This is a genomic window from Crocinitomix algicola, assembly GCF_001661595.2.
Classification (GTDB): Bacteria; Bacteroidota; Bacteroidia; order Flavobacteriales_D; family Crocinitomicaceae; genus Crocinitomix; species Crocinitomix algicola.
In genome coordinates this window covers 41,408-63,304 of sequence record NZ_LYPF02000029.1, presented here as the reverse complement: position 1 = coordinate 63,304, position 21,897 = coordinate 41,408, and the positions used below count along the sequence as shown (strand labels likewise).

Below are 21,897 nucleotides of genomic sequence, written 5' to 3'. Positions count from 1 at the left end.
ATTTTGTGGTATGATTGCGGATAACCATAATATTGGACTTGACATGTTGAACAATTCATCAGATTATTACTAAAAATATTCTTGTGGTACGATTGCGGACAACCATATAATAAACATTTATCGCATTCTATTAATATGGTTGATGTAGCACTCTTATAAGTCAATCTAATCTATAGAAAGATCGATTTAACTCAAAAAATTGTCAATCTTTAAACCTGCTTTATCCTCATTAAAATGAATACTAATTTGAAATTATTTTAAAATAATCGTTGGGTCTTCATCTTGCTTCTGTTCAACTTTGGGGACACTGTATTCTTGAGTCTGCTTGCCTCCAATTATAACCATAGCAAATGCTGTTGGAATTTTTTTTCGATGCAGCGAATATTCATCAACTTTTACATACAATCCGATATGAGAAAAATTTTTTGCAAGTAAATTGTAAATAGTATTCTGGCTTTGAATTTTGGTAATAACGGCTTTCGTAAAGTCTAATTCTGTTATTGCTTTAACAGGTTCTGGCTTTTTCTTTTTTGGGTTTTTGAGGTCTTCTAACTTCATTCTTTTTCCAAAGAAAAGTTTTAATTCTGTACTTTGATCTTTGCTTAAATAATGGAAATTTTGATGTTTTTTTAGGTTCGTTAGGTTTACTTGAAAGATAATTGCATTGAACACCCTATAGTCGCCTTTCAAATACTTAATTGATCGTTCTACATACCGTATTAACTTTTTTCTTTTCTTTTTGTCTTTAAAAAAACTTCGCGGTAAATGTTTCACTGAAGTATTGCATACTTGGTTGAAAACACTGTCTTGTTCAAATATTTTTCTCCCACGTTTTTTTCGATACGCATTTATTTGGTGTACTATAATGGACGCATAATTTTTCTTATCAAAATCAACAATAGACAATTTCGAACGATTTGGAACTCGTGAAACAATCTCATTTCGCTCCGTTCGATCCAGTTGGTCAAAAAACACCTTATTCTGCCCTCGAGCATTAAAAGCAAAAAGTAAAATTAGTATGGTCGAATTTATTTTCATTCGGTATAAATCATGGCCATAAGTTGATCACCAGTTATCGCTTTAGAATTAAATGTTTCAAGCGTTATTTTTTTAGGGTTTGTTTTATGCGCACTCCACGATTTGTGAATGCCAATCATATCATTTTTAAAAAAAACCATGATGGCAACTTTTTTTGATGCTGCATCAAAAAAGGCGGATGAATTATTAAACGTAATTACGCCATTCTTGTCAAAATCAAGCACACTAATTTGTGTAGGTTTACCCTCAATTTCTACACCATCATCTCCAATGAAATTATTGGCAATTACAGTTGGTCTCTCCATTCTAGATCGAACATCACAATTCCAAATACCAAGACCGGTAATTGAAAATATTCGTTGGACACTGGTTTGATTTACAGAGCTGTTTAAAAGTTCCTTGTTCTCAAAAATGAGTTTTTGTCTTTGCTCTTCAAGTTTTCGAGCCAATTTTTTAATTTCAATTTCCTGTTGCTTGATGATGCGTTTTAGTTTACGATTCCTTTTTCTTTTTAATGCTTCGTCCTTCTTTTGGTAAAACCGGTAACGTTTGGAAAATGATTTAAAACTTTTAATTCTCCTTTTAATGTCATCCGCTTTTGTTGCCAAAGTAACGGGAATGTTTACTATTGAATCTTCATATAAAAAATTTAAATATAAACGATCGTGTTTTTCCGAATGCTGAATGTTTAAGTTTTGAATAACATTGAGTCCATCAAAATATTTTTTAGACATGGGACGCATCTTATAGTGATTGTATTTTTTTTTCAACCCTTTGCTTACCCTTTTTATCCAATCTTTATAGAACTGTATACTATCTGAATTCCCATCGATAATGTATTTTTGTGATGCAAGAAATTTGCTTGCAAATTCGGGTTTACGAACGGTTATTTTTCTCTTTTCTGTTCGAATGCTCTTTAATTTCGGTAATGTAATTAATCGTGAAAAGGTGAGTTCAAGCGAACGGTGTTCACTGTTACCTTTAACATGTGGAATTATACGGTTAGAAACAACTTGAATTTTCGTTCTGTTGAAGTTTAAAAACGCTGCATTCGCTGCAGAGTCTATTTTAGAAAGATCAATTTTAAACGGTTCGTTTACAAGGTCCTTTTTATTGTATTCCCAATTGCCATTTTCATTTAATTGATATAAATTCATGGCGGTATTTGCACTAGGACTCATCATGTTAACTTCGATGGTTTTATCTTCGTTTAGTTTAAGTGGGTTGCCGGTTTGATCATACGCCTCAAGGTTAATCATTCCTCCTGATGAAAAGAACAGGTTTTCACGAGCCGAATCTGATGTCATGGTTATTCCAGACAATAAAATCGAAACGGGCTCCATAAATTCAGTATACTCAATTTTAACCTCACCTCGATAAATTTTTCCGTCTTTATCAATAAAAGCTTCTTTTGGAACAGTGATGGAAGAGCTACCAATACTCAACAAATTACTTTCTAATGAAGAGAATGTTTTCGTTGTTGGTTGAGGAACAAGTGAAGGTAAAGGAGGGTTAATGCCGATTTTCTCCTCAATGGGTTCATTATAAAGTAAGGCTACATTAGGTTTTATACTTGAAAATTTTTTTATGTTTTCAATCGAGATTTTATTCGCTCTACAATCCAACCATTTTAGCTCTTTTTTTTCCAATAATGGATCTAAATTAGTAAGTGCATTGTTTTTTATACTGATGGAATCAACATCAATAAGAGAAAATGCTTTTAAGGTCGAATAATTCGAATGGTCCAAGTTTAAATAACGGGGATGAACATATTTGTCTATTATTTCAGCGGTTTTTTCGGGTTGTTCAAATTGACAATAGTTAAAACTAAGTTTTTCTATTACAGTGGAGGTTTCTACGCGTGGAAATGTTTTTAAGGTGGACCTGCTTATTGAAAGATGATGAATATTTAGGTGCTTAAATTCGACGGGTAATGTTTTTAAATGGCTAAGCGCTAAAAAATCCATTTGATCTTTCACAGACAGACTAAATATCAATTCATCCGTTTTTAATTTGGGATTTTCGGAAACATCCAACGATCGTAAGTGCCACCATTGATTCACTTGCCAACTGATATCCGTTATCAAATTATTCGATAAATCAACATACTCCAGTTTAACCAGCTGAACAATTGGATAGGGCAAATTATTTAATTTATTCCCTTGCACATCTAGTCGAGTAATGTTTTTTTGGCGACCAATGTTCTGGGGTAAAAAACCTAATTCACAATTGTTGAGATACAACTCAGTGAGTTGAAATGTAGCTGCTTCAAATAAATGGTCTAAATCAGTTATACTTACTCCAACATTGTCAGATAAGTTTAAAATTTTTAAATTCTTCTGCTTTGCCAAACCTATGGGTAGTTCAACTATGCCGTTCATGGATACGTCTAATTCTACAAGATTTTTGCACATTAAAACTTCTTCTGGAATTGAAATGAGGGCTTGATTAGATAGGTCGAGTATTGTAACTTCCTGCTCTCTTCCTTTTATGGATTGTAGGTCGCTTGTTTTAAAGGCAAAAGATGTGGGTAAAGATGTGAAAATCAACAAAAACAAAAATGAACTTTTCATGTCTAAATAGATTAAGTGAATGAAGTAATTTTGTTGATATAAGCGCTGGGTTTTAATTAATGTCTTGTCCTTTAATAGGTAACCGAAAATAGGTTGTTTGGTTAAAAATTTGATATTTAAACGTTAAAATGCGAACATTATTTAAAAAAATCAGTATATTCTTTAAGCTAATCAATTTTTTGTATGAGAATTTTGCCATTATTTTTTGGCATTAATCTTGTCAAGGAATCGCAAAAACTAAATGGTGTTTAAGAACGGTTATTGTCAAAATACCTTTTATCAAATAAGAACTACCGTTTGTAGATTCAACGTTTATAAATGCCGTTTAACTAATGTGTTTTCTTATTTTTGAAATATGAAGCAGTTTGCCTTATTCGTGTTGTTGTTATTTAATGGGATGGCTTTCACCCAATACAATCCTTTTGAAACGTCCTATTCAGATACCTTGTTTAATGCTAAAAAACAACCTGCGAAAATTACTTTTTATGATGAAACAAAAAAAGAGGTAGGTGTTTCATTATTTCAATATCATGAGAATGATAGCGTGAAACTTCTAAAGTTTAAAGGCAACGCAGGCGAAATATATTCTGTTTACAACGAATTTGGTCATTTATTAGAGTCCACTACGCAGCGTGGTACGTTCGTTTCAAAATATACTTATGATTATGAATATGATGATTTTGGACAACTTTTAAGAGTTCGAGGGTACAATACCGGTGGGTTACTTTTTATTTCAAATCGTTATTCCTATAAAAATGGGATGCAAACAAAAGTTGAACGATTTAACACCTCTGATCAGTTATTTGATTGGACTGATTTTGAGTATGATGAAAATAACCAATTTGTAAGCAGTGTAACTTTTAACGCAGATACACTATTAATAAAGGCACGTAAACAATTTCAATTAACTCAGGATGGAAAACCCGAAGAGTATTTGATTAAGTATGCCTATCAAAAGGGTTGTTTATCTTCTTTAGAGGTTTTTCCCTCCGATGTAACATTTGGTGAAATGAGAGAGGCGAAAAAAACAGTGGTGTTTCATGTAAAAGATAGAGAATTGAAATCGTTTACTTATTTCGAACCAGAATCTTCTGATGATAAAGGACAAATCATAATTATCGATGATCAATCAAAAAATCATCCAATAGTAAAAGAATACTTGCATGTTATGTCCTTAATTCCGGATGGTTTTTCAGAAAATGTTGAACGTTCTGTCGAAATGCCAAATGGTATTCACTAAATCAATTCATTAAAACCTCTCTTCGTTCTAAAGCATAGATTAAAAAGCTTGCCAACCAATGACTCCCCATATAGTCACTTTCGGCAACCTGGTTCATTGATGCCAAAAGATGAGTGTCTCCTAGTTGAATGAAATTTTCCCTTAGTTCAGGAAGTTTCTTTGCAATGGTATAAAAACACCATGCCCTTGAAAAATTTAATCCATCTAAATGAACGAGCTTACCATCTGTTCTGTCCGCAACTTTACCCGGTTTTAAATTAAAATTGCCTTCAAATACTTGTGGTAAAAAACCTGCTAACCAACTTCTGAAATCTGATTGAGGTAAAACTTTTGACATTAATTCAGCCTCCTGTAAGCATGGTGAAATAAAATCATACCCACTAGGTTCCCAACTCAATGGGCAATGTTGGTCTTGTAGATAAAAAAACTTGGCTCTTTCGATAATGGCACTTTCAAATTTTTCATTCTTTACAGATCTTGAATAATCGAGTGCTAAAGAAAGTCCAAATGCCGAATTTGTGTGCTCACCAACCCGAATCGGATAGAGTAACTTTGGTAAAAAATCGATATAAAGCTTAACAATATGGTCCGTAAGTGGTTGAAGTTTATCACTCCATTTATGCGTGCTGTTTTCAGGGAGTGCCTTTAGTTCTGCGTGTAATTTTAACAACCAGGCCCAACCGTATGTTCGTTCAAAAGATTCGTTAAGTTTGGTTCCAAAATAATCCAATTCTCGCTTTACTTTTTGGGTTGTAAATTGTTTGTTGAATAATGCGGTAATCCTTTTACTCAAGTCCGAATCCGGAAATTTTGATTTAGCTTTTGCCAATAACCAATGGCCATGAACGGCCGAGTGCCAATCAAAACAACCATAAAAAATAGGGTGTAAATCCCTTGGTGAACGTAAGTCTTCGTCGCTTGAAATAACTTGCCCTAATTTATAAGGATACTCTGTTGGAATGCAATGAAGGGGTAAAGCAGAAAACTTTTCAAATGTTGCATAATCTAACTTCAGCTGATTTTCTTGTGAGATACTGACACAACTCACAAAAACAAAAAGAATGAGTATAATTTTTTTCAAAACGAATTATTTTCTAATAAAGATAGAGAAATCACTATCACACTCCTATAAATCCCGAAAATTAATTCGGAAATTTAATAAGGGTTTTACAGGAAGAGAAAAAGAAAAATATTTGTAAGTGATTGTTTGTGAGTCTGTAAGGGTAGTTTTGATGCGTTCGATGGGTTTTGTAGGGCGTTCCCCATTCGAAATTGCTTTTCGAATGGGGCGGGCTTTACACACTCGCTTTTGTTCCTCCGTCCGTCTCAGACGGACGGACAAAGAGCTCAAACAATTGCTCCAATCCCTAACGCGCAGATTTTAAAATAAAATACCATTTTACATATAGTGGTATCTTTGCGGATAACCATTAGTTACCATACTATAAGTACACTCAAACTTCATAGATTCAATCGTCAAAAAATTTAGTGGTACAATTACGGACAACTACATATTCCATTTATTACGACTGTTTCAAAAGGCCAATTTGAATTTCGATAGTCATCAAAACTGAAGGAATTATTCCCACGAATCCAATTTTAATTCGTTAGTTCCGCTGATATAGCTTATTTTTACCCCCGTGTTAATATTTGGAAATAAAATAGAGAAAAATTTTGAGGGCTTTTTGGGTGTTTTGGCGGCACTTATAGCCTTTTTCTTGCCTTTAAATCAAAAGGTAGTTGTACTACTCATTCTTTTGTCTGGTTTAGTGGCTATTTTTAGTTGGGTTAAAGTGGGAATAAAGTTACCTGAGAAAAAATATTGGCCAATGCCTATTTTGTTTGGTCTTTATTTAATTGGTCTCTTTTTTACTTCTAATTTTAATTATGGCGGACATGATATAGAAACTAGAATGACCTTTTTCTTATTTCCTTTGATATACGGAAGTACCAAACGAAGCTCAGGTTTACCACTTAAATTAATTTCATTTAGCCTTGTTTTAGGCTGCTTAGTTGCCATTCCTTGCTGCTATTATTATGCTAATATTTGTTTTCAAGAATTTGGTTATCCCCAATGTTATCAAGGGGTGCGTTTAGCATTTAATATGCACCCAACTTACCTTGCGCTTTACATGATTTCAGCAATTGTTTTAATGTGGTATAATTTTTCATTTATAAGCGCTGGAATATGGAGTAAAATAGGGATGGTATTTGTTTCATTTGTTCTACTCTTCATGGTTTACCGCTTTTATTCATTAGGACCGTGGATTGGATTTATCGGCATGATCGCAGTACTTATTTTAGCACATACTATTCAAAGAAAAAAATATAAACTTGCTTTGTTCGGATCGCTTGGCTTATTGGGTGTAATTTTAATTAGTTTTAATTCCTTGCCATTTTTAAAATCAGACTATGAAGGAGTGAAAGAAAAGCTGACTTCCTATTTCAATAACCCAGAAGAGTTTTTCGAGAAAACCAAAAATGAAATTAATAGTATTGATTCACGAATTCTAATTTGGATGACAAGTACCGAAGTTATAAAAAAGCATCCATTCGGCGTAGGAACAGGGGATATGAGAGACGTTTTAATGCAAACTTATCGCGATAAAGGGATGGATGTTTATGCGGAACGTCAACTAAACCCGCATTGCCAATACCTGCAAACGTCTATTGCAATTGGAATTATAGGTGGTTTATTTTTGATTGCTTCTTTGTTTTATTGGGGATACTTGGGGTTTAAGTCAAATAATTTTTCCTTACTTGCCATTATCGCACTTTTTTCATTTGCTTGTTTGTTTGAATCAGTCCTAGAACGTCAATGGGGTATAGTATTTTTCATGTTTATTTCCACGGTTTGGCTAGATCAAATGAATAACAATAAACCTACAACTGAAAACACCAAATGAAATTACTAATCTTAACACAATATTTTCCTCCCGAAACAGGTGCACCTCAAAATAGGTTGTTTGAGTTAGCTCTACAACTAAAAAATAAAAACGTGGATGTAGAAGTGCTTACGGCAATGCCTAACTACCCTAAAATGGAGGTTTTTAAAGAGTACGAAGGCAAGAAAAAAATGGTAGAAATGATTGAAGGGCTAAAGATTTACCGTTCAAATATCTATGTTACCAAAAGTAAAGGCATTTTTAAAAGGTTGTTAAACTATTTTTCATTTGTTTTTTCAGCTTATTCCCTTGGTAAAAAATTGGGAAATTATGATTATATTCTCTGTGAATCACCACCTCTTTTTTTAGGATACACAGCTATGCGATTAAGTCGAAAGCTTTCAGCAAAATTAATCTTTAATGTTTCTGATTTATGGCCTGAAAGTGCTGAGAAAATGGGTTTGGTTTCAAATAAGTTTTTTCTTAAACTAGCGTACAATCTAGAAGCGAAAATTTATAAAAACTCTTATCTGATTACTGGTCAAACGCAAGGAATTGTCAAGAGTATAAAAACAAGATTCCCCGATCGGGATGTATTCTGGTTACCCAATGGTGTCGATTTAAATCGGTACCAACCAACTCAAATTTCTTCTGTTGGCTTTCGAGAAAAATATCAAATTCCTTCAAATCACCTTTTGTTTTTTTATGGAGGGATTTTAGGGCATGCCCAAGGATTAGAAGTTATTATTAAAGCTGCTGAAAAGCTGAAAAATAGAGAAATTTCATTTGTGCTGATGGGTTCCGGTCCGCAAAAAGATGAACTTCTAAGGCTAAAAAAGACGTTAAATTGCAATAACGTTATTTTTGCTGATGCTGTTGGTAGAACAGAAATCGCTGGTATAATTAAAGATATAGATGTGTCAATTGTTCCACTCAGGAATTTAGAGTTGTTTAAAGGTGCAATTCCATCAAAAATCTTTGAAATTTTAGCAATGGAAAAACCTATTTTATTGGGGGTGAACGGGGAGGCAAAAGAGTTATTTATTGATCAAGGTAATTGTGGTTGGTATTTCGAACCTGAAAATGTCGATGATTTAGTTTCCCAAATCAATACAATCCTCAATCAAAAAAGTGAAGTTGTTGCAAAAGGCAAAAATGGGCGCAATTACGTTTCGGCTAATTTTAATCGTTCTACGATAGTAGAAGAATTTTACCAATATTTGCTGAAAAAAGAGACCAAAAATTAATTTTATTTAAACTTGTTTATGATACCGTTTTCTCCACCTCGGATTGATCAAAAAATTGTAGATAAAGTCGCTGAAGTGTTATTGTCAGGTTGGATCACTACAGGACCGAAAACTAAACAATTCGAAAATGAACTGGCAACCTATTTGACATGTGAAAAAGTGATATGCCTAAACTCGGCAACCGCAGGAATGGAACTCGTGTTGCGTTGGTTTGGAATTCAACCGGGTGACGAAGTAATTATACCTGCCTATACTTATTGTGCGACGGCAAATGTGGTAATGCATTGTGGAGCAACACCTGTCATGGTGGATATCAATGAAGATGACTTCAACATTTCTTTGGAGAAAATCAAAGCTGCAGTAAGCCCTAAAACAAAAGCAATTATTCCCGTTGATATAGGAGGATGGCCTTGTGATTATGACGAACTGATGAAGTTTGTAAAGGAAGAGTCTGTTTTAAATATGTTCCAGCCAAGAACAGAAAATCAAACTAAACTTGGACGAATTTTGGTTATGGCTGATGCAGCGCACAGTATTGGAGCAAAATACAAAGGGCGGCAGGTTGGAGCTGTCACTGACGTCGCCGTCTTTTCATTTCATGCGGTAAAGAATTTAACTACTGCCGAAGGAGGCGCAGTCGCAATGAATTTAGGAGCTTGTTTTGATGTTGAACAAATCTATCAAGAACTGAACATAAAATCGTTACACGGTCAGTCTAAAGATGCGTTAGCGAAATCAAAAGCAGGCGGCGGAAATTGGCGCTATGATGTAATTGAACCAGGGTTTAAATGCAATATGATGGACATCCAAGCAGCCATTGGATTGGTTGAGCTTGAACGTTATGCCTCTAACCTTGAAAGAAGAAAAGCTATTTTTAAACACTATGAATCCGTTTTTGAAAAATACAGCTGGGCTATCCGACCAACTTTTAAAGTCGAGAATTCAGAATCGTCTTACCATCTCTATATGCTTCGGATTAAAAATATTAGCGAAGAACAGCGAGATGAAATTATAAAAGGAGTTTTTGACCGGATGGTATCAGTAAATGTTCATTTCCAACCATTACCGTTACTCACAGCATACAAATCGAGAGGGTATAAAATGGAGGATTATCCAATAGCGTATGCAAAATATTCGAATGAAATTACACTACCAGTTTATTTCTCACTTTCAAATTCTGATTTGGTTAAAGTTACAAGCGCAGTAGTTGAAGCCGTTGAAACAGTTTTAAATTGATGTATAGCATTCTTAAAAGAATATTTGATTTTATAGCTTCGCTGATAGCACTTCTAGTATTGAGTCCTATTTTGCTAATAATTGCGCTATGGATTTCAATTGATAGTAAGGGAGGGCCTTTCTATAAACAAATTCGTGTTGGTTTAAATGGAGTAGAATTTAAATTGTATAAGTTCCGGTCCATGCGCGTTAATGCAGATAAACAAGGTCAAATTACAATCGGTAACGATAATCGTGTAACTTCAGTAGGACGTTTTATTCGTAAATATAAAATTGATGAAATCCCTCAATTATTTAATATTTTAAAGGGGGATATGTCTGTTGTAGGTCCCCGACCAGAAGTTCCAAAATATGTCGCGCTTTATTCAACAGAACAGCGAGAAGTATTACGCGTAAAACCTGGTTTGACAGATTATGCCTCTCTTGAATATATAGATGAACAGAAAATTCTTGGCCAATCCAATGATCCAAATAATACGTATATTAAAGAAATAATGCCAGCAAAATTAGCGCTCAATCGAAAGTATATAGAAGAAAGGAGTGTGTTAACGGATTGTAAATTAATTATTAATACACTCTTAAGAATTCTAAATTAATACTGTTTTTAATTAAATCTTTCGTTTACTTTTTTAAGAAAGTTTCAAATTGTCAGTAAATTTGCGGGAATTTAAAAACAAAAGTTAAAATGGGTAAGGAACAAATATCAGTGATGTTAGTTGATGATTCTGAAGTAGATGCTTTCTTAGTAGAGGAAGTGTTAAAATCTTCCAATCTATTTGATCGCATTGATATTTATGATAATTCTTCCGAGGCATTAAATTTCATCCTAAACACATCTGATAGTCAAAGTTTACCGGATTTAATCTTGCTTGATATTAATATGCCCGTTATTGATGGTTTTGAGTTCATCGATTCTGTTGCTGATGAATATGATGATGGTTTTGAACCTGTGGTTTTTGTGGTAACAAGTTCGCAACAAATGAGAGATTACGAAAGTTTTGATAAACAATATACGGCCTCCGAATTCTTGAAAAAACCGATTGAGTTAGAGCTCTTCAAACAAAAAGTTCTCAAATATTTTCCAGCACTTAAGTTCTAAGTGTTTTATATGATTTGTTTCTTTTATTAAACTGTCTGCCAGATTTGTGTATTCGTACTTGTTCGTACAAGTTCTATCGGATTTACCTGTAATCTAACATTTTTGTCGCTTAATCGAATTGATAAAATTCATCTAAGAATAATGACGTACTTCGTAGGTACATATACCTAGATTAGTACAAACGAAAAACTAACGTCATGAAAATTAGAAGCTTAAATATAGAAGTTGACAAATGTTTTAACTTTAGTTTAGTTCTATTTATAATGTTCTTTTCCGCACCCTCTATGGGGCAAATTGTTGATATCGGAACTGGCACCGCTACAAACACAATCACGCAAAGCTCACCAATAAATATCGGTGAGCGACGAAATGCTTCCTATATTGTATATACCGCTGCGGAATTAACAGCAGCTGGAGCAATAGGGGCAGGAGAAATCTCGCAATTGGGGTTCTTTGTGACCAATGCACCTGTGTACAATTTACCTGATTACGAAATTCAAATTAAACATACTTCTGCAGCTAATGCAAATGGTGTTTCTGCAGGTGGGTTTACAACTGTTAAAACTATTGATAGTTACCATCCAAATGCTGGTGGGTGGGATATGTTAACGCTTGACTCTCCATTTGAGTGGAATGGAAGTCAAAATATTGTGATTAGAATTTGTTGGTCATCCATCCCTGAGGGTTCAGACAACTCTGGTCAGGTGAGGATCTTTTCATCTAGCAGAGGTTATAAATATTATGGTGGATGGTTTGCGTATGGCTCTGGATGTAGTTTAAATCCTGTTTTTAATGTTAATTATAAGCCGCATATTCGATTTGTTTTTCAAGACGAAACGGTTTGGACTGGCGCTGATAATTCTAACTGGTTTAATGCTGATAATTGGTCGGCTGGTGTGCCAAATAATGAAATGGATGTGCTTATTCCTAGCGGCTTGTTAAATTATCCAGAAGTGAATGGTATAGCGGTAGGAAAGAATGTAAGTGTAGTAGGGGACTTAGTGATGCTTGAATGGAGTGAATTAAAAATTTATGGCGATTTAAATGTTTCCGGTTCTTTCACAGATTTGGGAGGAGAAGTAAGTTTTAATGGTACCGGTTTACATGAAATTAATGCGACAGAGCCAACTAGTTTCTACAATTTAAAATCAAATTCGTCCTCAGGTTTTTCAATAACGAATCGTATGGTTTCAATTAATAACGCATTAAGAATAGAAAAAGGAACTGTATATACAAATGATAGTTTGACAATCGCTTCTTCGGCGATTCAAACTGGAAGAATTGATGAGATTAAAACGACTTGTGTTTATACGGTTAATATGGAAGATACCTATGGTGACGGTTGGAATGGAGCAAGTTTAAATATATATGAGGACGGAGAGTTACTAACTGAAATTCGTTGCCACGATGAAGCTTCTTCAGCAACATTTCATATTTCGAAAGACCGGGAGTTGATGTTGGAATATATTAGCGGGTCTTATGAGAATGAAAACTCTTACTCACTTATAGATGAGGATGGGGATGTTTTGTTTGAAGATGGACCAAATCCAACTACAGGAGTTGTTTATACTAGTATTGCAACGGGTTGTTCTTTTGAAAATAGTATTGAAGGTGATATTACCATGGAACGCTATATCGATGCGGGAGAAACGTATTGGAGATATTTTGCTAGTGCAGTTGAAAACCCTAAAGTTCAACAGTACCTCGATGATTTTACTACTTCTGGATTTGAAGGTGCTCATTATCCTTCTTTTCCCTTCAATTCAATTGCTTCTTATGATGAATCTCTCCCGCCAGGTGAAGGATACGTGTTTTGCGAAAGTGTTGAACAGATTATTGAAGTAGGACAAGGTTATCAAGTTTGGTCAGGGGATACAATCACCGGTACGGATGCCTTTAAAGTGGATTTAACAGGACCGGCAAATCAAGGAAATATCGCGCTTCCTGTAACTTATACTTTTTCCGGTACGCCAAGTGAAGATGGATGGAATTTGGTCGGAAATCCTTACGCTTCCACTATAAACTGGGATGATGCTGATTGGGTAAAAACAAATATGGCAAACGCTATTTATATTCAGGATCCAGATACAAAACTATACGCAGCTTATGTAGCGGGAGCAGGTGTTAATGGTGGTAGTAAATATATTGCGTCTCAGCAGTCATTTTGGGTGCAAGCTATTGCAGCTGATCCAGAATTGTCAGTTAAGGAAGGAGTTAAGTCAAATGTTGATGCAGTTTTTTATGAACCAACCGAATTAAGTGCTGGTATGACTGTTAAAATTAATGGTTTTGATAAGGAAGATCAAGCTGTTTTAAGACATGTTGACGGTGCTAGTTTGGAAATGGAATATGCTTATGATGCGCTTGATTTGTTCGGTGGTTGGGGATCGCAACCTCAATTGTCATTAATGAATGAGGATGGTCAAGATTTTGCAATACAATCTTTTGATAAGGGTAATGAAACTTGGGTTTTACCTATGCGTGTTATCGTTTTTGAATCGGGAGAATATGAGTTGTCTTTTCATCAAATCTTTGAATTGGGTGTACCGTGCATGATGGTTGAAGATGTGTATACTGGAGAATTCTATTCTGTCGAAGAAGGGGCTCCGCTCACGTTTTACATGGTTGATTCAACTTATGCCCCTCGTTTCAATTTACATATTGGAAGGGAATTGTACCCGTTTAAAGAAAATGTAACTTGCCATAATGGAGAGAATGGTTCGATAGAAATTGATTTAGGAGAAGAAATGGTGGTTTATAGTCTTACCTATGAGGGTGAAACGGTTAGTGATTTTGACGCTGCTAATCCGCTAATAATTGATAGTTTGTCTTCAGGAGCTTATGTTTTGGAATTGATAGATTATGATGATTTGTGTGGACAAACGGAGTTTGGCATTTTGATTAATCAACCGAGTGCTCTCGCCGTAGATGCAATGATTATTGATGAGTTTGATGGAACTGATGGTGCAATTGAAGTAGCTGTGACCGGTGGTGTTGAACCTTATGATTATACATGGGATTGTGGTGAGAATACAAGTAGTTTAACTGGATTAGATGCAGGTGATTACAGTGTTGAAATTAAAGATGCAAACGATTGTTTATTGGATACAACTTTTATTGTTTCTCCAACTGTGTTGTCTATAGAAGAGGATAATATGTCTAATTTCGAGGGGTATTTGGATCGTATGAGCAATGTGTTCTACATCTCAAATTCGTTAAACCAAAGCGTTGTATCAGCACAGATAATTGATGCGAATGGACGTTTGATTACAGAACAAGTGATTAACAATTCAACTAATTTATCGGTCGATATGAATCTTGGTTTATCAAACGGTTTATATTTTGTGAGGTTGAGCGGAGAAGAGGAAACGTTACATGTGTTCAAGGTTATTTTCTAACCTGAGGCAATTTGAAGTTGCGTTAAGGATTGAAGTAATTGTTTGAGCTCTCTGTTTGTTCGTCCGTCTCAGACGGACAGACAGAAGCGAGTGCGGAAAGCCTGACCATGTTTTCAATACAATATTTTGACAGCTTACTGGAAACATGGGAACGCCCAGAAAAGAAAAATCCCGCCTCATAATTTTGAGACGGGATCATTATATATTGCCGTTCCGTTCTATCCACAGCTGAGGTGGGAAAAACGGACCGTCTAGAAAACAATTCTAGTTTTACATCATCGGCATTCCTCCTGGCATTCCTCCGCCCATATGTCCTGCTGGCTCCTCTTCTGGAATGTCAGCGATGACACATTCGGTAGTCAATAGCATAGAAGAAATTGACGCTGCATTTTCAATTGCAATACGCGTAACTTTTGTTGGGTCAATTACACCAGCATCTAAAAGGTTTTCAAACACTTCTGTTCTAGCATTGTATCCGAAATCCCCTTTTCCTTCTCTTACCTTTTGAACAATTACAGCGCCTTCAACACCTGCGTTGATAACAATTTGACGTAATGGCTCTTCAACTGCTCTTTTTACAATTGCAATACCTGTAGTTTCGTCTGCATTGTCACCTGCTAAATTGTCTAAAGCTGAAATGGCACGAATTAAAGCAACTCCACCTCCAGGTACAATTCCTTCTTCAACAGCTGCTCGAGTTGCTGATAAAGCATCGTCAACACGATCTTTTTTCTCTTTCATCTCAACCTCAGTTGCGGCACCAACATATAATACTGCAACACCTCCAGATAGTTTAGCTAATCGTTCTTGTAATTTTTCACGATCGTAATCAGAAGTGGTTGTTTCAATTTGTGCTTTAATTTGGTTGACACGTGCATCGATTAGCGCTTTGTCTCCTTGACCGTTTACAATAGTTGTATTGTCTTTGTCAATATCAACTTTCTCCGCAGTTCCTAGGTTTTCAATTGTCGCGTTTTCTAATTTTAACCCTTGTTCTTCAGAAATTACAATTCCTCCGGTTAATGTTGCAATATCCTCTAGCATCGCTTTTCTTCTGTCACCAAAGCCTGGAGCTTTCACAGCAGCAATTTTCAAACCTGCTTTCAAACGGTTTATTACCAATGTAGACAATGCTGTTCCATCAATATCCTCCGCGATAATTAATAATGGTTTACCAGACTGAGCAACAGGCTCTAATATTGGTAAAATCTCTTGAATATTAGAAATCTTTTTATCGTAAATTAAGATGTACGGGTTTTCTAATTCCGCAATCATTTTGTCGGCATTTGTTACAAAATATGGCGATAAATATCCTCTGTCAAATTGCATTCCTTCAACAGTTTTTACTTCTGTTTCAGTTCCTTTTGCCTCTTCAACAGTAATTACGCCTTCGTTGCCAACAACTTTCATTGCTTCAGCAATTAACTTTCCGATTGAGTTGTCATTGTTTGCCGAAATGGTAGCAACTTGCTCGATTTTGCCGTTATCAGAACCCACTTCTTGTGATTGTGCTCTTAGGTTTTCAACAATAGCGTCAACAGCTTTGTCAATACCTCTTTTTAAATCCATCGGATTTGCTCCGGCTGCAACGTTTTTCAAACCAGCAGAGATAATAGCTTGTGCTAAAACCGTTGCCGTTGTCGTTCCGTCTCCAGCAATATCAGCTGTTTTTGAAGCAACTTCTTTAACCATTTGAGCTCCCATGTTCTCAACGCTGTCGCTCAGTTCCACTTCTTTTGCTACTGAAACACCGTCTTTTGTGATATGAGGGGCACCAAATTTTTTATCAATAATAACATTTCGACCTTTTGGCCCTAATGTGATTTTTACTGCGTTAGCTAATGCATCTACACCTTTTTTTAAGCGGTCTCTTGCATCAATATCAAATATAATTTCTTTTGCCATTTTTAATTTTGTTTAATTGTGTTAATACTCGTTAATTAAAGCACTCCGTATACGTCAGACTCGCGCATAATTAAATAGTTCGAACCATCTAGTTTGATTTCAGTACCAGAATATTGTCCATACAATACTGTGTCACCTACTTTTAGCGTCATCGGCTCGTCCGTTTTTCCAGGTCCAACTGCTATTACTTTACCTTTTAACGGTTTTTCTTTGGCTGTGTCGGGAATTATAATTCCGCTAGCCGTCTTCTCTTCTGCTGGCGCAGCTTCGATAAGAACTCTATCTGCTAATGGTTTTAACATAATTATATTTTTTACGATTAATTTTATTTTATTTCACTCCAATTAGTCATATTTTATGCCAATTAATAACATGGCAAATTTTGTGTCAATTTTGCGGAATTTTATTGTTGTTGTAAAAAAAAATGTCAGCATGTTGTGACATACTGACATTTTATAGAATGTGTTTTTAGGAATCTTATGGCTGCTGTACTGGTTCCGGTAACGGATTTGCTCCAGGAGCAGTCTCAGGTGCAGTAGTTTCAATTGCTCCTGCTTCGGTTTTTATTCCTCCCTCTGCACTTGATTCTATTACGCTATTTCCTCCAGCTGCTAAAATTAAGCAGAATAGACCAATAGCAATGGCAATACCCCATGTTCCTTTTTCTAATATGTCTGTGGCTCTTTTGGCTCCTCCTAATTGAACTGCCGAACCAAATTCAGCGTTTAAACCTCCTCCTTTTGGGTTTTGAACCAAAACAAATAAGATTAATGCGATACAAGCTATTAGAATAACTACAGTTAATATTCCTCCCATTTTATTTATTTTTTATTTCTTCTCTAATTTTTTCAATTTGACTTGCAAAGAAAGTCTTTTTTTCTGGATATAGCAAAATTAATTTTTCATAAGCCGTAATTGCTTTTGAATAATTCTTTTGCATGACATGAATTTTTGCCAATGTTTCTGTTACCAGATTGTCTGTTTCTTCTATGCTTTTTTTAGCGTGATCAACGGGGTTGTAGAACTCTTTAATGGGCTTGGATATTCTTGGTTCTTCCTTCATAAACTTGTCCAATAGTGCGTCAATCTCAGATTTAGTTTTTTTATTTTTTTGCGGCTCCTCACTTACTTTTTCGTGAGATGGTGCCGTTTTAAGTTCTTTTTCAGAAGGTTCAGCACTTGCTGTAGGATTATTCTGTTTGTATTTTAGCCAAGCAGTGAACGATAGATTTTCAGTAGAAATTTCTTTTTCATTCGTTTTGGTAGAGTTTTTATCTGCTAATCCTGTTTCATTGTCTGGTGATTGTTCAGTTGAGACATGTGTAGCGATTTTTTCTTCAGCATCGGTTTCATCTTCTTCGGACAATTGATGCTCTTCAAAATACGCTTGATCTATGGCTGCATTGATTATGTCTACATCTAGTTCGTCAAAATTCTTTTCTTCTGGAACAACAGTTTGTTCAATCGATACGTGAGCTTCATTTCGTTGCTCAGGCTCATCTTCAGTTTTTTCATTCTCTTGGATTAAGTTCTCAGAAGGTTGTTGACTAGTCGGTTCATCAGTTTGTTCGTTAGGTTGAATCACCGATTCCTTAACTCGTGTTGCTTCAATAATTGTTTCTGGCTCTTTTTCTTGAAGATTTGTTGACGTGTTCTCAACGATTGGTGTTTCGTTGTCGTTTACATCGCCTTCGCCCGAATGAATCAGTTGATACAAATGTGCACGATCTGCACTATGAATGGCGGTTGACTTTAATTTCTCTTCAAAATTCAAGTGATTGTGCAAGGCCAGTCCTTTCAAATACAATAAATGTAAACTGCTCGAATAAGGGTGTTTAATGAGTAGCTTTTCTAATTCAAGTACATGAGCGGCTGAAATTGCAGCCGGATTTGAAATATATTTTGCTATGTCTTCTCCTGAAATCACCAATTACTTGTTAGTTTGTTAATGATGTCTTGTGATAGTTTTCCATTAATATCTTCGAGTAGTTCATCCTGAACACTTGCCAAGTCTTGATTTGAATCGAAGTCTGATATTTGACTGAAAACAGATTCAAAACTTTGATTTTCATTGACATTGTTTATTACAGTTACATCTATTTTCACCGTTAACCGATTGACTGCGGCAACATTGTCTGATTGAACGGAAACAGGGGAAGTATTATAATAGGATATTTTACCATAAATTTCGATATCAGCGCCTTTATTTAAGAGATTTAGCTTTGTTCTAGATATCATATAGTCCTTCAAGAAATCCGTGAAGGTTGCACCGTAACCGGCTGGTGCGTTTGCAGCTTGTTCTTCGAATAATTCAACAGAAAAGGTTTCGGCATCAATACTTCCATCTAGCATGCCGTAATCAACCGATGCGCAAGAAACTATAAAGCTGAATACTATTAGGTATAACGATTTTATCTTCATGGCTTTAAAACGAATTAATCAAATCCTTATTTTAAATCATACTCTTTAATTTTCCTGTATAAGGTTCTTTCAGAAATACCTAGGTCTTGCGCAGCATATTTTCTTTTACCACGATGCTTTTCAAGTGCTTTCTGAATAAGTTCTTTTTCTCGATCTTCAAGAGATAATGACTCTTCAACCTCTACATGCTCTTCATAACTATTTTCATATGTGCTAGAGTCATGGATTACCGGGTCTTCTTCAAAACTGATAGGTTCACTTAATAACTTAGCTGTTGAAGCGGTGGAATTAGTGTCGTATAGCTTGGCGATCATTTCGTTCTTTTCAGCGGAACTCATTTCGTCTGTTCCAGTTTTTAACATGTTTATGACCATTTTCTTTAACTCACTCAAGTCATTTTTCATGTCAAAAAGTACCTTGTACAAAAGGTCACGCTCGCTAAAATCACCATTGTTCTTATCTTGTTTTGAAAGTACTGGCAAATTAGTAGCACTATAATCAGGTAAATAATTTCTTAATACAACTGCATCAATATCACGCGTGTTTTCCACAACCGAAATTTGCTCTGTTACGTTTTTTAACTGTCGAATATTCCCTGGCCAAGTATAATTGTTCAACATATGAATAGCTTCATCTGTTAATCGTATTGCAGGCATCCGATATTTTTCAGCAAAATCTGATGCAAATTTGCGAAAGAGTAAATGGATATCATCCTTGCGTTGCCTTAATGGGGGAAGGTTGATTGGTACTGTACTCAATCGATAGAACAAATCTTCTCTGAACTTTCCGTTTTGAATCGCTTCAAACATATTTTCATTTGTTGCAGCTATAATTCTAACATTCGTTTTAATAGGTTTTGATGAACCAACGCGAATGAATTCACCTGTCTCTAATACGCGTAGTAAACGGACTTGAGTGGTTAACGGTAATTCTGCAACTTCATCTAAAAAAATTGTACCGTTGTCAGCAACTTCAAAATAACCTTTACGCTGGTCATGGGCGCCTGTAAATGATCCTTTTTCATGTCCAAAAAGCTCACTGTCAATAGTTCCTTCGGGAATTGCTCCGCAGTTTACAGCAATGTACGAGCCATGTTTCCGCGCACTCAACTGATGGATAACTTTAGGCATCACTTCTTTACCAGTTCCGCTTTCACCAGTTATTAAAACACTTATGTCAGTGGGGGCAACTTGTGTCGCAATATTCAATGCTTGATTTAAGGCAGATGAATTGCCGATTATCCCAAAACGTTGTTTTATTTGTTGAATGTCCATAATTTACTCGACTACTGGCACTCCTTTTATTGTTGCGCTAGTAAAATCTGTGATTTTTACATTTACATAGTCGCCAGGTTTATAGTTGTTTTTAGGGAAGATAGTGGTCACGTTCTGCGAATTTCTACCGTATACATAGTCTTCCGAACGTTTCGAAGTCCCTTCAACCAAAACTTTACACACTTGTCCTACTAACTTTTCATTTGCAGCATAAGATAATTTGGATTGAAGTTCTTGCACTTCGTATAATCGTTGTTTTTTAGTTTCCTCAGGAATGTCATCTTCAAATTTACGCTCGGCCAAAGTTTTAGGACGTTCCGAGTAAAAGAACATATAAGCGAATTCGTATCCTACCTCTTCCATTAAGCTTAATGTTTCCTTATGGTCTTCGTCCGTTTCACCGCAAAATCCTGTAATTATATCGGTTGAGATAAAGGTGCCCGGTAGAATTGTTTTAATGGCATTAATTCGATTCATATACCATTCTCTCGTATACCCTCTGTTCATTCTTTTTAAGACATCGGTACTTCCAGATTGCACGGGTAAATGGATGTATTTACAAAGGTTTTCATATTTCGCCATGGTATGCAAAACATCGTCAGTCATATCTTTTGGATGTGATGTCGAAAACCTAACACGTAAATCAGAGTTGACTAAAGCGACTTTCTCTAATAACCCTGCAAATGTCACCACAGGCTTGCTTTCATCAATAACTTCACCTTTTTTGGTAATGTTCCATTTATAACTATCAACATTTTGGCCTAATAGTGTGACTTCTCTATAACCTTTATCAAATAGTTCTTGTGCCTCCGCAACGATTGATTCTGGGTCGCGACTTCTTTCTCTACCTCTTGTAAACGGTACAACGCAGAAAGAACACATATTGTCACACCCTCTCATAATTGAGATAAATGCTGTGACACCTCCTTCTCCTAGTCTTACAGGAGCAATATCAGCATAGGTCTCTTCGCGTGATAATAAAACATTTACGGCCTTTTGACCTCCAACAACATCGTCAATCAAGTTCGGTAAGTCACGGTATGCGTCTGGACCTGCAACAAGATCAACTAATTTTTCTTGCTCCAATAAATCTTTCTTAAGTCTTTCTGCCATGCAGCCTAACACTCCAATCACAAGCGAAGGGTTTTGTTTCTTACGTTTATTGTATTGGCTTAATTTATTTCGTACTCTTTGTTCAGCATTTTCTCGAATCGAACATGTGTTCATCAAAATGACATCAGCATCTTCTGAATTTCGGGTAGTTGTATAACCTTCCTCTGATAGAATTGAAGCAACTATTTCACTGTCTGAAAAATTCATTTGGCATCCATAACTTTCTAAATAAAGCTTTTTGCCCGCTGAATTCTCAACAGCATTATCTAACATAGTTGCTGTTCCCTGCTTCGATTCTTCAATTATCTTTTCTTCCATTTTCAATTCTTTCACGTAATTAATTGCTGAATTTTTATGCAAATCTAGCTATAAAAAGAACGCTGACAATATGGCAGAGCGCTATTTTTTTTGATTTTAATTTTTTTTATTATTTCATAATAAGACGTGTCAAAAACAATTTTAAGTTAA

At 35.5% G+C, this 21,897-nt stretch carries 17 protein-coding genes; 7 read left to right on the top strand and 10 right to left on the bottom strand.

The window, feature by feature from the left end:
• Positions 1-252: 252 nt before the first annotated feature.
• Both A8143_RS15740 and A8143_RS15735 read right to left on the bottom strand, forming a co-directional pair.
• Positions 253-1,038 (bottom strand): hypothetical protein, encoded by a 786-nt coding sequence (locus tag A8143_RS15740; protein WP_070138571.1) that lies wholly within the window; start codon positions 1,036-1,038, stop codon positions 253-255.
• The gene (locus A8143_RS15735; protein ID WP_070138570.1) at positions 1,035-3,611 is read right to left on the bottom strand and encodes a leucine-rich repeat domain-containing protein; all 2,577 of its coding nucleotides are present in this window, start codon (positions 3,609-3,611) and stop codon (positions 1,035-1,037) included. The genes A8143_RS15740 and A8143_RS15735 overlap by 4 nt, the downstream gene beginning before the upstream one ends.
• A gap of 355 nt (positions 3,612-3,966) precedes the next feature.
• On the opposite strand from A8143_RS15735, the gene A8143_RS15730 reads away from it, so the two are divergent.
• Complete coding sequence (locus A8143_RS15730) at positions 3,967-4,851, top strand: RHS repeat domain-containing protein (protein ID WP_070138569.1); 885 nt, start codon at positions 3,967-3,969, stop codon at positions 4,849-4,851.
• A gap of 1 nt (position 4,852) precedes the next feature.
• Here the strand turns inward: A8143_RS15730 and A8143_RS15725 are convergent, their stop codons facing one another.
• Positions 4,853-5,932 (bottom strand): DUF2891 domain-containing protein, encoded by a 1,080-nt coding sequence (locus A8143_RS15725; RefSeq protein ID WP_070138568.1) that lies wholly within the window; start codon positions 5,930-5,932, stop codon positions 4,853-4,855.
• A gap of 559 nt (positions 5,933-6,491) precedes the next feature.
• Between A8143_RS15725 and A8143_RS15720 the strand changes: the two genes are divergently transcribed.
• The 6 genes from A8143_RS15720 (at position 6,492) to A8143_RS15695 (ending at position 14,716) form a co-directional block, all read left to right on the top strand.
• A complete protein-coding gene (locus tag A8143_RS15720; protein WP_070138567.1) occupies positions 6,492-7,757 on the top strand; it encodes an O-antigen ligase family protein in 1,266 nt (421 codons plus the stop codon).
• Entirely contained in the window at positions 7,754-8,983 is a 1,230-nt protein-coding gene (locus A8143_RS15715) for a glycosyltransferase family 4 protein (RefSeq protein WP_070138566.1), read from the top strand. Before A8143_RS15720 ends, A8143_RS15715 begins: the two co-directional genes overlap by 4 nt.
• An 18-nt stretch (positions 8,984-9,001) precedes the next feature.
• Positions 9,002-10,219 (top strand): DegT/DnrJ/EryC1/StrS family aminotransferase, encoded by a 1,218-nt coding sequence (locus tag A8143_RS15710; RefSeq protein ID WP_070138565.1) that lies wholly within the window; start codon positions 9,002-9,004, stop codon positions 10,217-10,219.
• Entirely contained in the window at positions 10,219-10,815 is a 597-nt protein-coding gene (locus A8143_RS15705; protein ID WP_070138564.1) for a sugar transferase, read from the top strand. The genes A8143_RS15710 and A8143_RS15705 overlap by 1 nt, the downstream gene beginning before the upstream one ends.
• A gap of 89 nt (positions 10,816-10,904) precedes the next feature.
• Positions 10,905-11,318, top strand: coding sequence for a response regulator (locus A8143_RS15700; protein WP_070138563.1), 414 nt, complete (start codon positions 10,905-10,907; stop codon positions 11,316-11,318).
• Positions 11,319-11,515: 197 nt separating this feature from the next.
• Entirely contained in the window at positions 11,516-14,716 is a 3,201-nt protein-coding gene (locus tag A8143_RS15695; RefSeq protein ID WP_083261423.1) for a T9SS type A sorting domain-containing protein, read from the top strand.
• A 270-nt stretch (positions 14,717-14,986) separates the two neighbouring features.
• On the opposite strand, the gene groL is transcribed toward A8143_RS15695, so the two are convergent.
• The 7 genes from groL to miaB all read right to left on the bottom strand — a co-directional run bounded on the left by groL (position 14,987) and on the right by miaB (position 21,747).
• Positions 14,987-16,621: a chaperonin GroEL gene (gene groL, locus A8143_RS15690; RefSeq protein ID WP_070138561.1), complete on the bottom strand. Its 1,635-nt coding sequence runs from the start codon at positions 16,619-16,621 to the stop codon at positions 14,987-14,989.
• Between the two features lie 35 nt (positions 16,622-16,656).
• A complete protein-coding gene (locus A8143_RS15685; RefSeq protein ID WP_070138560.1) occupies positions 16,657-16,923 on the bottom strand; it encodes a co-chaperone GroES in 267 nt (88 codons plus the stop codon).
• A gap of 175 nt (positions 16,924-17,098) precedes the next feature.
• Positions 17,099-17,437, bottom strand: coding sequence for a preprotein translocase subunit SecG (gene secG / locus A8143_RS15680; RefSeq protein WP_070138559.1), 339 nt, complete (start codon positions 17,435-17,437; stop codon positions 17,099-17,101).
• 1 nt (position 17,438) lies between these two features.
• Positions 17,439-18,551, bottom strand: coding sequence for a tetratricopeptide repeat protein (locus A8143_RS15675; protein WP_217494824.1), 1,113 nt, complete (start codon positions 18,549-18,551; stop codon positions 17,439-17,441).
• Positions 18,545-19,042 (bottom strand): LPS assembly lipoprotein LptE, encoded by a 498-nt coding sequence (gene lptE / locus A8143_RS15670; protein ID WP_139134398.1) that lies wholly within the window; start codon positions 19,040-19,042, stop codon positions 18,545-18,547. Before lptE ends, A8143_RS15675 begins: the two co-directional genes overlap by 7 nt.
• A gap of 26 nt (positions 19,043-19,068) precedes the next feature.
• A complete protein-coding gene (locus A8143_RS15665) occupies positions 19,069-20,316 on the bottom strand; it encodes a sigma-54 interaction domain-containing protein (protein ID WP_070138556.1) in 1,248 nt (415 codons plus the stop codon).
• Positions 20,317-20,319: 3 nt separating this feature from the next.
• Positions 20,320-21,747 (bottom strand): tRNA (N6-isopentenyl adenosine(37)-C2)-methylthiotransferase MiaB, encoded by a 1,428-nt coding sequence (miaB, locus tag A8143_RS15660; RefSeq protein ID WP_070138575.1) that lies wholly within the window; start codon positions 21,745-21,747, stop codon positions 20,320-20,322.
• Between the last annotated feature and the right edge of the window lie 150 nt (positions 21,748-21,897).

What these genes read in the sequence shown, in the direction of transcription:
- A8143_RS15700 (WP_070138563.1), top strand. Translation starts at nt 10,905, where the DNA reads ATGGGTAAGGAACAAATATCAGTGATGTTAGTTGATGATTCTGAAGTA.
- A8143_RS15740 (WP_070138571.1), bottom strand. Translation starts at nt 1,038, where the DNA reads ATGAAAATAAATTCGACCATACTAATTTTACTTTTTGCTTTTAATGCT.
- lptE (WP_139134398.1), bottom strand. Translation starts at nt 19,042, where the DNA reads ATGAAGATAAAATCGTTATACCTAATAGTATTCAGCTTTATAGTTTCT.
- groL (WP_070138561.1), bottom strand. Translation starts at nt 16,621, where the DNA reads ATGGCAAAAGAAATTATATTTGATATTGATGCAAGAGACCGCTTAAAA.
- A8143_RS15705 (WP_070138564.1), top strand. Translation starts at nt 10,219, where the DNA reads ATGTATAGCATTCTTAAAAGAATATTTGATTTTATAGCTTCGCTGATA.
- A8143_RS15695 (WP_083261423.1), top strand. Translation starts at nt 11,516, where the DNA reads ATGAAAATTAGAAGCTTAAATATAGAAGTTGACAAATGTTTTAACTTT.
- A8143_RS15715 (WP_070138566.1), top strand. Translation starts at nt 7,754, where the DNA reads ATGAAATTACTAATCTTAACACAATATTTTCCTCCCGAAACAGGTGCA.
- miaB (WP_070138575.1), bottom strand. Translation starts at nt 21,747, where the DNA reads ATGGAAGAAAAGATAATTGAAGAATCGAAGCAGGGAACAGCAACTATG.
- A8143_RS15665 (WP_070138556.1), bottom strand. Translation starts at nt 20,316, where the DNA reads ATGGACATTCAACAAATAAAACAACGTTTTGGGATAATCGGCAATTCA.
- A8143_RS15735 (WP_070138570.1), bottom strand. Translation starts at nt 3,611, where the DNA reads ATGAAAAGTTCATTTTTGTTTTTGTTGATTTTCACATCTTTACCCACA.
- A8143_RS15730 (WP_070138569.1), top strand. Translation starts at nt 3,967, where the DNA reads ATGAAGCAGTTTGCCTTATTCGTGTTGTTGTTATTTAATGGGATGGCT.
- A8143_RS15710 (WP_070138565.1), top strand. Translation starts at nt 9,002, where the DNA reads ATGATACCGTTTTCTCCACCTCGGATTGATCAAAAAATTGTAGATAAA.
- A8143_RS15685 (WP_070138560.1), bottom strand. Translation starts at nt 16,923, where the DNA reads ATGTTAAAACCATTAGCAGATAGAGTTCTTATCGAAGCTGCGCCAGCA.
- secG (WP_070138559.1), bottom strand. Translation starts at nt 17,437, where the DNA reads ATGGGAGGAATATTAACTGTAGTTATTCTAATAGCTTGTATCGCATTA.